Genomic DNA, 13,679 nt, shown 5'->3' with positions numbered 1-13,679 from the left:
GCACCGGACGCCAGGTGTGCGATCCTGTCCGCATGGCGCGGCCCGATCTGAACTTGCTCGTCACCCTGGACGTTCTGCTCGAGGAGGGCAGCGTGACGGGGGCGGGCGAACGGCTCGCACTGAGTCCGTCCGCGATGAGCCGTGCGCTCGCCCGGCTCCGGCGCGCCACCGGAGACCCGTTGCTGGTGCGGGCGGGACGCGGCCTGGTCCCCACTCCCCGTGCCGTCGAGTTGCGCGAACGGGTGCGCGGGCTCGTCCAGGAAGCCGAAGCGGTGTTGCGGCCGGTCGAAACTCTCGATTTGGCCACGCTGCGAAGGACTTTCGCGCTGCGCGGCAGCGATGGGTTCGTCGAGCGATTCGGGCCCGCGCTGGTTGCCGAGGTCGCCGAGGCGGCGCCGGGCGTGCGCTTGCGGTTCCTTCAGAAGACCAAGAAAGACACCGCGCCCTTACGCGAGGGCGTCGTCGACCTGGAAACCGGCGTCGTCGAGAACGCGCTGCCGCCGGATGTGCTCAGCAAACCACTGTTCACCGACCGCTTCATCGGCGTGGTCCGCGCCGAGCATCCCCTCGGCACCGGGAAGGTGACCGCCGCACGGTACGCCGCGGCGCGCCACGTGCACGTCTCCCGTCGCGGACTGACCGCCGGACTCGTGGACGAGGCGCTGGAACCGACCGGCCACCGCCGCGACGTCGTGACCGTCGTGGACGGCTTCGGCGCGGCACTGGCGCTCGCCCGAGCCACCGACCTCGTCGCCACGGTGCCGCGGCGGCACACGGCGAACCTGCGTGCGGGACTGCGCTCGTTCGAATTGCCTTTCCGTGCCCCGGAAGTGACGATCTCTCTGCTGTGGCACGTCCGGCTCGACGCGGACCCGGCGCACCGGTGGTTGCGCGATCGCGTCTCGGCGGTGTGCCACTTCGAGGACGACTGACCCACCGATGTCGGCGCGACCTGCTACCTTCCGCGGCATGGTGATCGACGGAAGCTCCGCGCACGGAGCGCCTCTGGTGGAGCGCGTGATCGAGGCGGTGCGGCAAGACCCGGGAGCTTCCATGCTCCCGCACCAGCACGTGCCGTGGGTGACGGGAGCCCCGCGGCCGATGGCGGCGGATGTGTTGGCCGAGACGGTCTTTCCCTCCGGGCATCCGTTGTCGCCGAGTCTGCGGGCGTGGCTGGCGTTCGACATCGGCCTGCTGGAGCGCTACGACTGGTTCGGAACGGACGGCGGCTTCGCACCCCGGCGGCTCGACGAGCTGGTCCGCGACGAGCTCGGCGAGCCATGGGCCGAGTGTTACGCCCCGCTCGCCGAGCGTTTCGAGGAGTGCTTCCTTCTCCCGGGCGGCTCGGACTCGCGCCGGATCCTCGCCGTCGGCGAAACGGATTCGGAGGGCGAGTATCCCGTCCTCGCCCTGGACGTCGACGACCTGCCGTTCGTCGGTTTGATGTATCCCGGCATCGATGTCTACCTGGCCGACCGGGCGGGACTCATCCGTACCGAATTTCCTACTTACACAGCGCTTTTCGATCACGCTGCCTACAGCAGGCGGTTGCTTCAGCACGCCAGGTCGTGGTTCGCGGGAGAAGCCTACGCCGAGTTTCCATTCTGATCCGAAGCTGGACGAGGGTACCGCGACGGCGGCGCAGCCCACCGCCGCTACATCGAGGCGGGTCCACCAAAAGAAGCCCGGCAGACCAGCGCGGTACTACGGACGCAAAAGATGTTCTCCGGCAAGCTGAATCGCTTCGAGTTTGGTGTACCCGGGATGGTCCGCGACGATGAAGTGGCGGCCGATGGCCAGCGCGAAGGTCAGCATGCATCGCGCCTCGATCTCGTCGGGATCGTCGAGGAAGGCGCCGAACATCTTGCGCAGGAAGTCCATTCGCTTGTTGTCGATGCGCCGCAGCCGCGCCGCGACGGATTCGTCGCGGTTGGCCCAGGCCCGGATCGCGAGATCGATCCGGTGCAGGTCCTCGGAGAAGGTCAGTTGGCCGACGCGCCGGATGCGCTCGGCGGCGTCGCCGCCCTCGGCGTCGGCTTGGGCGATGACCTCTGTGGTGCAGCGGCATTCCCACTCGTCGAGCATCTCCGCCAGAAACGCGGCGCGGCCGTCGAAGTGCCCGTAGAACCCGCCCTTCGTCACTCCGAGTGCGGCGGCGAGCGTTTCGACACGGACCGCGTCGGGGCCTCCCCCGGCGAGCGCGTCGAGACCCGCCGCTATCCAGCGGGCGCGTGTCGTGCGGGCCACAGCGGGAATCGGGGTCACCTCCATTGATCGCCTCTCGTTTATACGGTACCGTACAAACGAACTGTACGGTACCGTATAAAAGGGAAGGCGAACCGATGAACGCCGGAAAGTCGTTGCTACGCTGGGCGAGCGGGATCATGATCGTCCTCGGCACCGGCCATCTCATCCTGTTGGCACTCTTCGCGTGGAGCGACATCACCGACTGGGTGGATCGCGGAGTGTGGGCGGCCGTCCCGCTCGGTCTCACCGACGAGGAGGAGACGGTCGCGTCCACGCAGAACGCGCTGACCTTCTGGAGCGGTCCCGGCAGCTTCGCCGTGCCGTTGATTCTGTTGGGCTGTCTCACTTGGCATCTCGCGCGGCGCGGCGTGCCAGTGCCCGCCTGGGTCGGCTGGGCTTTGGCAGTGTGGTGTGCCGTGGGCGGCGTGCTTCTCGTGCCCTCCCCGTACTTCGCCGGCACAGTCGCCGGAGTCCTGGTCGTCTTGGCGGCGCGACAGGGCGATCGGTCGGTCACGGCACGAGAGCGGGCGATGGACCCGGCCTGACGTCGCCCGGTAGCGTCACGGCCGGGCGGTGGCGAGGAGGCTATCGACCGTCCCGAGACCCCGGGTCGAGCGAGAAGTACTCCGACTGCCGCGGGCGGGCGGCTAAGGCGAGGGCGGCGGCGACCTCGTCGATGCCGCCCGACAGCGGCGCGATGGTCACGCGCACCGCTTCCGGATGACCGCGATCGGCCACGAAAAAGGGGCCGCCGGGTGCTACGCGGATTCCGTTGGCCGCCAAGTGGATCAGGGCGGTGCGCTCGTCGGCGACCGGCAGCCAGGCGTTGAGGCCCTGCCCTTCGGCGAGCCGGGCGCCGTGATGCCGAAGCGCGTCGGCGAGGGCGCGGCGGCGGACCTGATATTGCTCGCGCGCGTGGTCGACGGTGCGGGTGACGGTGTCGTCGCGAAGCATCTCGTGCAGCAGGCGCTGCAGGATGCGCGGCGTCCAACCCGGCCCGAGGACCCGAGTGGCGACAATCCGGTCGATGATCTCCTCGGGACCGGACAGGGCCGCGATCCGCAGGTCGGGACCGTGCGATTTGGAGTAGCTGCGCACGTGCAGCACCCGGTCGGGCAGCCAGCGGCCGAGGCTGATGTCCTCGGCGGGGACGACGGCTCCGGAGTGATCGTCCTCGACGATCATGCAGCGGTGATCGCCGCGGCGCAGGATCGCGACGAGTTCCTCGGCGCGCTCGGTGCTCATCGACGCGCCGGTGGGATTCTGCGCGCGCGGTTGCAGAACCGCCGCGGTCGCGCCGGTGGCCACCGCCCGCGCGAACTCGTCGGGCAGCACCCCTTCCGCGTCCATGCGCACCGGAACGATCTGCGCGCCAATGGATTCCAGGTAGTCGAGAATGTGCGGGAAGGTGGGATCCTCGACGATCACCCGATCACCGAATCGAACGACGGCCTGCAGGCTGCGGGCGACCGCGTCCATGGCGCCGTCGACGACGGTCAGCGCGCCGGACCCGGTGGGCCAGTCCGCCTGCAACAACCGCCCGAGCTCGGGAACCACCGGCGCCTGGTGGTAGTCGGTGGTCTCGGCGTTCAGGGCCAGCCGGGACAGGATCGATCCGATCTCGGGCAGCAGCGCCGGATCGGGCGTGCCGAGCGAGAGGTCCAGCCGAGCGGAGCTCGCGCCGCGGGTCATGCTGTCGGTCCGGGAGGACCCCGCCCTGGTCCCGCCGTCGGCGACGAACGTCCCGCTCCGACCGCGGGACACCACCAGCCCGGCCTGCGCCAGTGCCCGCCAGCCGTGACTCACGGTCGCCGGACTGACCCCGAGGCGATTCGACAGCTCCCGCACCGTGGGCAGCCGGTCACCGGCGCGTAGCTCGCCGCTGGTGATCAGCCGGGCGATGGCGCCCGCGATACCCGCGGGAGTGGGGTCATCGATCTGGATTCGGTCGTTCGTTTCCATGCCTCGATCACCTCGCGAGATTTACACTTTCGGCACCGACTGAAATATTCAGGAAATGTTTACCTTCGAAGATAACATAACCAACTTCGGCAGGGAGATCGACAGGTGACGACAATCAAAGCCGCCATCACCCAGGCGACGTGGACCGGCGACAAGAAGTCGATGCTGGCCAAGCACGAAGGTTTCGTCGAGCAGGCCGCCGCCGCGGGCGTGCAGGTCATCTGCTTCCAAGAACTGTTCTACGGACCGTATTTCGGCAACGTGCAGGACAAGAAGTACTACGAGTACGCCGAATCCGTGCCGGGTCCGACGACGGAGCGGTTCGCGGAACTGGCCAGGGAGCACCGGATGGTGATGGTGCTTCCGGTGTACGAGGAAGACCAGCCCGGCGTGCTCTACAACACCGCCGCGGTGATCGACGCCGACGGCACCTACCTGGGCAAGTACCGCAAGCACCACATTCCGCAGCTGTCCGGCTTCTGGGAGAAGTTCTATTTCCGGCCGGGCAACCTGGGCTACCCCGTCTTCGACACCGCCGTGGGCAAGGTCGGTGTCTACATCTGCTACGACCGCCACTTCCCGGAGGGCTGGCGCGCCTACGGATTGGCGGGCGCGGAACTCGTTTTCAATCCGTCCGCGACCAAACCCGGTTTGTCCGAACGACTGTGGGAGCTGGAGCAACCCGCCGCGGCGGCCGCCAACCAGTACTTCATCGGCGCGAACAACCGCATCGGTACGGAGACGGAGGAGTTCGGCGACGACGCCGTGACCTTCTACGGCACTTCGTATTTCGTCGACCCGCGCGGCTGCTACGTCGGCGAGCGGGCCTCCACCGACACCGACGAACTGGTGGTACGCGAACTCGATCTGGACCTGGTGCGCGAAGTCCGCGGCGACTGGCAGTTCTATCGCGACCGGAGACCGGATACCTACGACGCCATCGTGGCGCCCTGAACCAGGAGGGACCATGGGTACCACACTGATCACCGGAGGAACGGTCGTCTCGGCGACCGGGCGCGGCGCGGCCGACGTCCTGGTCGACGGCGAACGCATCGTCGCGCTGCTGGAGCCGGGCACGACGGCGCTCGGCGCGAACCTGGCCGAAACGGTGGACACCGTCATCGACGCGACCGGCAAGTACGTCGTCCCGGGCGGCATCGACGCGCACACCCACATGTCGATGCCGTTCGGCGGCACAACGGCTTCCGACGATTTCGAGAGCGGCACCAGGGCCGCCGCCTGGGGCGGAACCACCACGATCATCGACTTCGCGGTGCAGAAGTTCGGCGAGCGCGTGCAGGATTCCTTGGACACCTGGCACAAGATGGCGTCGGGCCAGTGCGCGATCGACTATTCGTTCCACCAGATCATCGGCGACGTCGACAACGAATCCCTGGCCGCGCTGCGCAGGCTGCCGGACGAGGGCATCACCAGCTTCAAGCTCTTCATGGCCTACCCGGGAGTCTTCTACAGCGACGACGCGCAGATCCTGCGCGCCATGCAGATCGGCGCGAACACCGGTTTGCTCACCATGATGCACGCCGAGAACGGCCCCGCCATCGACGTTCTCGTCGAGCAACTGCTGGCCGAGGGCAAGACCGACCCCTATTACCACGGCATCGCACGCGCCTGGCAGCTGGAGGAGGAGGCGACGCACCGCGCGATCATGCTCGCCGATCTCACCGGCGCACCGCTGTACGTGGTGCACGTGTCGGCGAAGCAGGCCGTGGCCCAGTTGGCCGCGGCTCGGGACCGGGGCAGCAACGTCTTCGGTGAGACCTGCCCGCAGTACCTGTACCTGTCCTTGGAGGACAACCTCGGCGCGCCCGGTTTCGAAGGCGCGAAGTGGGTGTGCTCGACCCCGCTGCGCTCGCGGCGCGAAGAGCATCAGGACCAGGTGTGGCAGGCGTTGCGCACCAACGACCTTCAGATGGTGTCCACCGACCACTGCCCCTTCTGCATGAAGGGACAGAAGGACATGGGGATCGGCGATTTCTCCAAGATTCCCAACGGCATCGGCACCGTCGAGCACCGTATGGACCTGATGTACCAGGGCGTCGTCGAGGGCCGCATCACCCTGGAGCGCTGGGTGGAGATCACCTCGACCACCCCGGCCCGGATGTTCGGCCTCTACGGGCGCAAGGGCGTGCTCGCACCGGGCGCGGACGCCGACATCCTGGTCTACGACCCGGACGGCCACACCTCCATCGGCCTCGGCAAGACCCATCACATGAACATGGACCACTCGGCGTGGGAGGGCTACGAGATCGACGGCCGCGTCGACACCGTGCTCTCGCGCGGCAAGGTCGTGGTCGCGGACGGCGAGTATCGCGGCCGCAAGGGTGACGGGCAGTTCGTGCGCCGCGATCCGTGCCAGTACTTGATCTGAGGAGACGCCATGCAATTCGGAGCGGTACTACAGTGCGATCCCCCGGCGGCGCGCACCGTCCAATTGGCGAAACTGGCCGAGGCGCATGGGTTCAGCCATCTGTGGACCTTCGACTCGCACCTGCTGTGGCAGGAGCCCTATGTGCTCTACAGCCAGATCCTGCACGAGACGAAGCGAATCATGGTGGGGCCCATGGTGACCAACCCGGCGACCCGGGACTGGACGGTCACGGCGTCGCTGTACGCCACACTCAACGAGGCCTACGGCAACCGGACCATCTGCGGCATCGGGCGCGGCGATTCGGCGGTACGCGTCGGCGGCGGCAAGCCCACCACACTGAACACGCTGCGCGAATCCATCCACGTGATCAGGGAACTTGCCAACTCGCGACCCGTCGAATACGGCGGCAGCACCGTGCAGTTCCCCTGGAGCGTCGGCTCGACGCTGGACGTCTGGGTGGCCGCCTACGGGCCGAAAGCGCTGGCGTTGACCGGCGAGGTGGCCGACGGCTACATCCTGCAACTCGCCGACCTCGACATCGCCGAGTGGATGATCGGCGCCGTGCGGAAGGCGGCGGAGGCGGCGGGCCGCGACCCCGGCTCGCTCGAGATCTGCGTGGCCGCACCGATGTACATCGGCACCGACCGCAAGCACATGCGCGACCAGTGCCGCTGGTTCGGCGGGATGGTCGGCAACCACGTCGCCGACATCGTCGCGCGCTACGGCGCCAGCGGTGCGGTGCCGCCCGCGTTCACCGAATACATCGCGGACCGAACGGGTTACGACTACAACCAGCACGGCCGGGCGGGAAACGTGCACGCCGACTTCGTCTCCGACGACATCGTCGAACGGTTCTGCCTGCTCGGCACCGCCGACGAGCACATCGCCAAACTTCGGCGGCTCGCCGACCTCGGCGTCGATCAGTTCGCGGGCTACCTGCAACACGACAACAAAGAGGAAACCATGCGCGTCTACGGCGAGACCATCATTCCGCAACTGCGGCAGACTATTACGGCAACGAAGGTGACGGCATGACCGCCGTGCGCGTCGACTTGGACGCGCGCGCCTACGAACTCGACCGCAGCCATGTGTTCCACTCGTGGTCGGCGCAGGCCGCGCTGCAGCCGGTGGTGCTCGCGGGCGGTCGCGGCTGCCGGGTGTGGGACCACGCGGGCCGCGAATACCTCGATTTCGCCAGTCAGATGGTCAATGTGAACATCGGCCACCAGCATCCGGTGGTCACGGCCGCGATCGCCGACCAGGCCGCGCGCCTGGCCACCATCGGACCGGCCACCGCCAACCTGCGACGCGGCGAAGCGGCCCAGCGGATCACGGCCCTCGCGCCGGACGGTCTGGACAAGGTGTTCTTCACCAACGGCGGCGCGGACGCCAACGAGAACGCCATCCGGATGGCGCGCCTGCACACCGGCCGCGACAAGGTGCTCTCCACCTACCGCTCCTACCACGGCAATACCGGCGCCGCCATCGTCGCGACCGGCGATTGGCGGCGGATGCCGAACGAATACGCGCGCGGCCACGTGCATTTCTTCGGCCCCTACCTGTATCGCAGCGAGTTCTGGGCGAGCACCCCCGAGGAGGAGAGCGAACGCGCGCTGCGGCACCTGGAGCGGGTCGTGCAGTGCGAAGGACCCGCGACCATCGCCGCGATCCTGCTGGAGACCGTGCCGGGCACCGCGGGCATCCTGGTGCCGCCGCCCGGCTACCTCGCCGGCGTCCGTGCCATCGCCGACCGGTACGGCATTGTGCTGATCCTCGACGAGGTGATGTGCGGATTCGGCCGCACCGGACGGTGGTTCGCGTTCGACGGCTACGACGTGGCGCCCGATCTGATCACCTTCGCCAAGGGCGTCAACTCCGGTTACGTCCCCGTGGGCGGCGTCGTCATCTCCGACGCGATCGCTCGCACCTTCGACGACACCGTCTTCCCCGGCGGCCTCACCTACAGCGGGCATCCGCTGGCCGCGGCGTCGATCGTGGCCGCACTGGACGTGATGGCCGACGAGGGCATCGTCGCCCATGCCGAACGCATCGGCCGCACCGTGCTCGGCCCCGCGCTCGCGCGACTGGCCGACGACTGCCCGGTGATCGGCGAGGTACGCGGCGAAGGTGTGTTCTGGGCCGTCGAACTCGTCGCCGATCGCGCCACCCGCGAACCCGTGTCGGCCGCCACCATGGCGCGGGTGAAATCCGACCTGATCGCCAGGGGCTACCTGCCGTTCCTGGCCGACAACCGCATTCACGTCACGCCGCCCTGCGTGGTGACCGAGGCCGAGATCGCCGAGGGCGCCGCCATCCTGCGTGACGTACTGACCGCCCTGCCAGCCGAGGAGATCCGATGACGAATCCCGCGACCACCGACATCGTCGACCACTGGGTCGACGGCAAGCCGTGGACCGGCGAATCCGAACGCACCGCACCGGTTTTCGATCCGGCGCTCGGCGTCGCGCAGCGCAGCGTCCGGATGGCCACCGCCGAGGACGTGGGCGCCGCCGTCGCCGCCGCCGCGGCGGCGCTGCCCGGCTGGGCCGACTCCTCCATCGCCACCCGGCACCGGTTCCTGCTGAACTTCCGGGAACTGCTCAACTCACGCAAGGACGAACTGGCGAGCATCCTGACCGCCGAGCACGGCAAGGTGCTCGCCGACGCGGCGGGCGAGGTCGCCCGCGGGCTCGAGGTCGTCGAGTTCGCGCTGTCCATGCCGCATCTGCTCAAAGGCGAGTTCAGCCAGAACGCCTCGACCGGGATCGACGTGTACTCGGTGCGCGAACCGGTCGGCATCGTCGGCATCATCAGCCCGTTCAACTTCCCGGCCATGGTGCCGCTGTGGTTCTTCCCGATCGCGATCGCGGCGGGAAACACGGTGGTGCTCAAGCCCAGCGAGAAGGATCCGTCGGCGGCGAACTGGCTCGCCGAACTCGCGGCCGACGCCGGTCTGCCCGCGGGCGTGCTGAATGTCGTGCACGGGGACAAGGAGGCCGTCGACGCGCTGCTCACCCATCCGCGGGTCGCGGCGATCTCGTTCGTCGGCTCCACCCCGATCGCCGACTACGTCTACCGGACCGCGGGCGCGCACGGCAAACGGGTGCAAGCGCTCGGCGGCGCCAAGAACCACATGCTCGTCCTGCCGGACGCCGACCTGGACCTGGCCGCCGACGCGGCGGTCAACGCGGGCTTCGGATCGGCGGGCGAACGGTGCATGGCGGTGAGCGTGGTGCTCGCGGTCGACACCATCGCCGACGACCTGGTGGAACGCGTCGCGGCACGGATGACCGGCCTGCGCACTGGAGACGGCCGCCGCGGCTGCGACATGGGGCCGCTGATCACCCGCGAGCACCGCGACCGTGTCGCCGCCTACCTCGACACCGCCGTCGCCGACCAGGCGCGGGTCGTGGTCGACGGCCGCGACAGCGCCGTCGACGGCGACCCCAACGGGTTCTGGCTCGGACCGAGCCTGATAGATCGGGTGCCGGTGACCTCGGCGGTCTATCGCGACGAGATCTTCGGACCCGTGCTCTCGGTGGTGCGGGTCGAGGGCTTCGAGCAGGGCGTCGAGATCGTCAACGCCTCGCCCTACGGCAACGGCGTCGCGATCTTCACCAACGACGGCGGCGCGGCGCGGCGCTTCCAGCGGCAGGTGCACGTCGGCATGATCGGAGTGAACGTGCCGATCCCGGTCCCGGTGGCCTACCACAGTTTCGGCGGCTGGAAGGCGTCGCTCTTCGGCGACGCGAAAGCATACGGCCCCAACGGATTCGCGTTCTTCACCAGGGAGAAGGCGATCACCTCCCGCTGGCTCGACCCCAGCCACGGCGGCATAGACCTCGGTTTTCCGCGGAACAGTTAGCACCACCGAAGCACGAAGGACATCCGATGACAGACACTCGGGTACGGCCGCTGGACGGCGCGCCGGGCAGTTCCACGCTGGTCAACGACGACTTGGCCCCCACCACCGAGGCGACGGCGACCTGGCGTACCTGGGACATCTTCTGTCTCTGGATGACCTCGGCGCACAGCATCGCCAGCTACGGGTTCGCCGTCGGCATGCTCGCGCTCGGCATGACCGGGTGGCAGACCATGCTCGCCCTGTTCACCGGCGTGCTCGTGCTGTGGTTGGGCAGCAATCTGGTCGGCGTCGCGGGACAGAAGGTCGGGGTGCCGTTCCCGGTCTTCGCCCGCGCCGCGTTCGGCGTGTTCGGCGCCAACGTTCCCGCGCTGCTGCGGGCGATCGTCGCGGTGTTCTGGTACGGGATCCAGACCTATTTGGCGTCCACCGCGCTGATGGTGCTGCTGCTGCGGGTGTCGCCGGGGTTGGCGTCGTGGACCGAATCCAGTTTCCTCGGCTTGTCGACGCTGGGCTGGATCGCGTTCCTCGTGCTGTGGACGGTGCAGCTGGCGATCATCAACTACGGCATGGAAGTGGTGCGCAAGGCCTCGGACTTCGCGGGTCCCGCGGTGTGGATCGGCATGATCGCGCTGGCGATCTGGATTCTCGGCAAAGCCGAGTGGAGCATCGACTTCAACGCCCGTGCCGGTGCGCCGCTGTCGGGCGGTGCGACGGTGGCCGCGTTCGTGGGCGTCGCCTTCCTGATGGTGTCGTTCATGGCGGGTCCGCTCGTCAACTACGCCGACTTCGCGCGGTTCTCGCCCAGCAGGAAGGCGGTGCTGCGCGGCAACGCCTGGGGCATCCCGTTCAACGAGACCGCGTTCGTCGTGCTGTCGATCGTCATCTCGCTGGCCACGCTGAAGGTGTACGGGAAGGTGCTGACCGACCCGGTGCAGCTGGTAGCCGACATCGACAGCGATATCGTGGTGGTCGTGGCCGCGGTGTTGTTCGCGACGGCGACCGTCGGCATCAACGTGGTTCTCAACTTCGTGTCCCCGGCCTACGACATCTCCAATGCCGCACCGCGATACATCTCGTTCCGCACCGGCGGCATCGTCACCGCCGTGCTGTCCATCCTGGTGATGCCGTGGAAGCTCTGGGAGAACCAGGATTTCATCATCTACTTCCTCGGCGGCGTCGGCGCGCTGATGGGCCCGGTGTTCGGCATCCTGATCGTCGACTACTACCTGGTGCGGCGGCAGCGCACGGCGGTCGCCGAGCTGTACTCCGACACCGCGGAGGGGCGCTACTACTTCTCCCGCGGGTTCAACCCGAAAGCCCTGGCGGCGCTGGGTATTTCGGGGACGGTGGCGGTGATCGTCGCGCTGGCTCCGGATTCCCAGGAGGTGACGGCGCTGTCGTGGCCCGTCGGCGCGGCGCTGGGCGCGGTATTGATGTACGCGTTCGACGCCGTCCGCCCGTCCGTGCCCGCTGATGCGCACGCGGAGTGATCATGAGTCGGGTCGGTTGGCGCGGCGGGAGCGGTCGGAAATCGACGTGACAAAGCGGGCGGCGACGATGATGCTGGCCGCATGTCGATCAGGAGCGGCGGCGCCGGGGACGTGGAGGCGATCGCGGAGCTGCACACCGCGAGCTGGCGGACGGCCTATGCGGGCATCATGCCGGACGAGTACCTGAGCGGGCCGCTCGAGACGGATCGGGCCGAGCTCTGGAGTCGACGCCTGACCGAGGCGGTGACGCCGGGACTGTTCGTCGCCGAGGATGCCGCGGCGTTGCTCGGCTTCGCTTATCTCGTTCCCACGGCGGACGGCCGGGTGCTGCTGGACAACCTGCACGCCGGGCCCGACAGTCGTGGCCGCGGGATCGGCAGCCGCCTGCTCGAGCACGGTCTGAAGTGGGCGGCGACCGAATTCCCCCGCCGCGCTGTGTATCTGGAGGTGTTGCGCGACAACACCGCCGCGATCGCCTTCTACGAACGGCGCGGCGGACGACGGACGGGCGCGCGGATCGGGCGGTTCGAGGCCGGGTTCGAGTTGCCGGAGTACGAATACACCTGGGATCCGGCCGTCCCGGCGTGAAGATCCAGATCGCCCGCTGGAATACACTCCAACTCAGTCGTTAGCCAAAATTTAGCTGAGTGAGCGAGGAGTTGCCATGAGCGAGCGTCCGCGGTGGTATCGCGATCAACAGGCGTGGCGCGACCTACAGCAGTTCCTGCCCGAACGCCTCCGACTGACCGGCGACAACGAGCCCGCCGAGGAGTACTGGGACTGGCGTGGCCATCACGTGCACCTGGACCGGTATCCCCTGCCCGACGCTCCCGCCAAGGTCGTGCTGCACCACGGGGTCGGCACCAACGGCAGGCAGATGAGCTTGGTCGCGGGCGCGACGCTGGCCCAGCGCGGCTTCGAGACCGTCGCGCTCGACAACCTCGGCTACGGCCTGACCCAGGTCGCCGACGGCGCCGCGCCCGGCTATCACGACTGGATCCAGCTCACCACCGACTTCCTCGCCTACGAAAGCACCCGCGACGACCGTCCGATCGTGCTGTACGGCCTCAGCGCGGGCGGCATGCTCACCTACCACGTGGCGGCGCACGCACCGCGCGGCACGCTGCGCGGCATCATCGGCACGACCTTCCTCGACCCGCGCGACAAGACCGTCTGGCGGGCGGTCTCCCACGACCCCTTCCATGCCACTTTCGGCACCGCGGTCTTCAACTTCCTGGCCCGCACTCCGCTACGTGGCGTCCGCTACCCGATGTCGGCGGCATCGAAGATGAGCGCGCTGTGCAACAACACGGACGCGATGAAAGTCTTTCTGCGCGACAAGACTTCGGCGGGGAGCTGGGTCTCGGCCAGGTTCTTCAGCGAGTTCGGCGCCTACTCTCCCGATATCGAGCCCGCCGATTTCGACGTGTGCCCCGTCCTGCACACCCAGCCCGCCGAAGACCACTGGACTCCGCTCGAGCTCAGCAAGCCGGTCACCAGCGCGATCACCAAGGCGCCTGTCACCACCGTCGTGCTCGACAACGCCGGGCACTACCCGCTCGAAGAACCCGGTTTGCGCCAAATGCACGACGCCATCACGGAATTCGTCACCCAGAACACGCGGTGAGGTCGGGCGGTGGGACAGTCGGGCGGCGGAACGCGTCGGCGCGATGCGGGCCGGTCGCCGCACGTGGCGCGCATTCACGGACAATCGCCACCGTTCCCC

At 68.3% G+C, this 13,679-nt stretch carries 13 protein-coding genes; 11 read left to right on the top strand and 2 right to left on the bottom strand.

Annotated features, from left to right (window positions below; genetic code table 11):
• The first annotated feature begins 32 nt into the window (after positions 1 to 32).
• Positions 33 to 932 (top strand): LysR family transcriptional regulator, encoded by a 900-nt coding sequence (locus tag AB0H49_RS25855; protein WP_357254980.1) that lies wholly within the window; start codon positions 33 to 35, stop codon positions 930 to 932.
• Between the two features lie 37 nt (positions 933 to 969).
• The gene (locus AB0H49_RS25850) at positions 970 to 1,608 is read left to right on the top strand and encodes a hypothetical protein (protein WP_357254978.1); all 639 of its coding nucleotides are present in this window, start codon (positions 970 to 972) and stop codon (positions 1,606 to 1,608) included.
• Between the two features lie 96 nt (positions 1,609 to 1,704).
• On the opposite strand, the gene AB0H49_RS25845 is transcribed toward AB0H49_RS25850, so the two are convergent.
• Entirely contained in the window at positions 1,705 to 2,271 is a 567-nt protein-coding gene (locus tag AB0H49_RS25845; RefSeq protein WP_357254976.1) for a TetR/AcrR family transcriptional regulator, read from the bottom strand.
• Positions 2,272 to 2,342: 71 nt separating this feature from the next.
• On the opposite strand from AB0H49_RS25845, the gene AB0H49_RS25840 reads away from it, so the two are divergent.
• Positions 2,343 to 2,792 carry a DUF6463 family protein gene (locus AB0H49_RS25840; protein WP_355002618.1) on the top strand — a complete coding sequence of 150 codons (450 nt, stop codon included), beginning with the start codon at positions 2,343 to 2,345 and terminating at the stop codon, positions 2,790 to 2,792.
• A gap of 40 nt (positions 2,793 to 2,832) precedes the next feature.
• Here AB0H49_RS25840 and AB0H49_RS25835 read toward each other — a convergent pair whose 3' ends face one another.
• Positions 2,833 to 4,209, bottom strand: a complete 1,377-nt coding sequence (locus tag AB0H49_RS25835; RefSeq protein ID WP_357254974.1) for an aminotransferase class I/II-fold pyridoxal phosphate-dependent enzyme — start codon at positions 4,207 to 4,209, stop codon at positions 2,833 to 2,835.
• A gap of 105 nt (positions 4,210 to 4,314) precedes the next feature.
• On the opposite strand from AB0H49_RS25835, the gene AB0H49_RS25830 reads away from it, so the two are divergent.
• From AB0H49_RS25830 to AB0H49_RS25795, 8 genes are all read left to right on the top strand, one after another.
• Positions 4,315 to 5,163, top strand: coding sequence for a nitrilase-related carbon-nitrogen hydrolase (locus AB0H49_RS25830; RefSeq protein WP_355002616.1), 849 nt, complete (start codon positions 4,315 to 4,317; stop codon positions 5,161 to 5,163).
• A 13-nt stretch (positions 5,164 to 5,176) separates the two neighbouring features.
• Positions 5,177 to 6,598, top strand: a complete 1,422-nt coding sequence (hydA, locus tag AB0H49_RS25825; protein WP_357254971.1) for a dihydropyrimidinase — start codon at positions 5,177 to 5,179, stop codon at positions 6,596 to 6,598.
• Between the two features lie 9 nt (positions 6,599 to 6,607).
• Entirely contained in the window at positions 6,608 to 7,633 is a 1,026-nt protein-coding gene (locus AB0H49_RS25820; protein WP_357254970.1) for a TIGR03842 family LLM class F420-dependent oxidoreductase, read from the top strand.
• Entirely contained in the window at positions 7,630 to 8,958 is a 1,329-nt protein-coding gene (locus tag AB0H49_RS25815) for an aspartate aminotransferase family protein (protein ID WP_357254968.1), read from the top strand. Before AB0H49_RS25820 ends, AB0H49_RS25815 begins: the two co-directional genes overlap by 4 nt.
• On the top strand, positions 8,955 to 10,463 hold the full coding sequence (locus tag AB0H49_RS25810) for a CoA-acylating methylmalonate-semialdehyde dehydrogenase (RefSeq protein ID WP_357254966.1): 1,509 nt from the start codon (positions 8,955 to 8,957) through the stop codon (positions 10,461 to 10,463). Before AB0H49_RS25815 ends, AB0H49_RS25810 begins: the two co-directional genes overlap by 4 nt.
• Positions 10,464 to 10,489: 26 nt before the next feature.
• Positions 10,490 to 11,953 carry an NCS1 family nucleobase:cation symporter-1 gene (locus tag AB0H49_RS25805; RefSeq protein WP_357254964.1) on the top strand — a complete coding sequence of 488 codons (1,464 nt, stop codon included), beginning with the start codon at positions 10,490 to 10,492 and terminating at the stop codon, positions 11,951 to 11,953.
• Between the two features lie 81 nt (positions 11,954 to 12,034).
• Positions 12,035 to 12,541 (top strand): GNAT family N-acetyltransferase, encoded by a 507-nt coding sequence (locus AB0H49_RS25800; protein ID WP_357254962.1) that lies wholly within the window; start codon positions 12,035 to 12,037, stop codon positions 12,539 to 12,541.
• A gap of 76 nt (positions 12,542 to 12,617) precedes the next feature.
• On the top strand, positions 12,618 to 13,580 hold the full coding sequence (locus tag AB0H49_RS25795) for an alpha/beta hydrolase (protein WP_357254960.1): 963 nt from the start codon (positions 12,618 to 12,620) through the stop codon (positions 13,578 to 13,580).
• The last annotated feature ends 99 nt before the right edge of the window (positions 13,581 to 13,679 follow it).

It is taken from the genome of Nocardia sp. NPDC050713, assembly GCF_040654315.1.
Taxonomy (GTDB): domain Bacteria; phylum Actinomycetota; class Actinomycetes; order Mycobacteriales; family Mycobacteriaceae; genus Nocardia.
The sequence above is the reverse complement of the archived record's forward strand: the minus strand, read 5'-3'. Positions and strand labels throughout refer to the sequence as shown.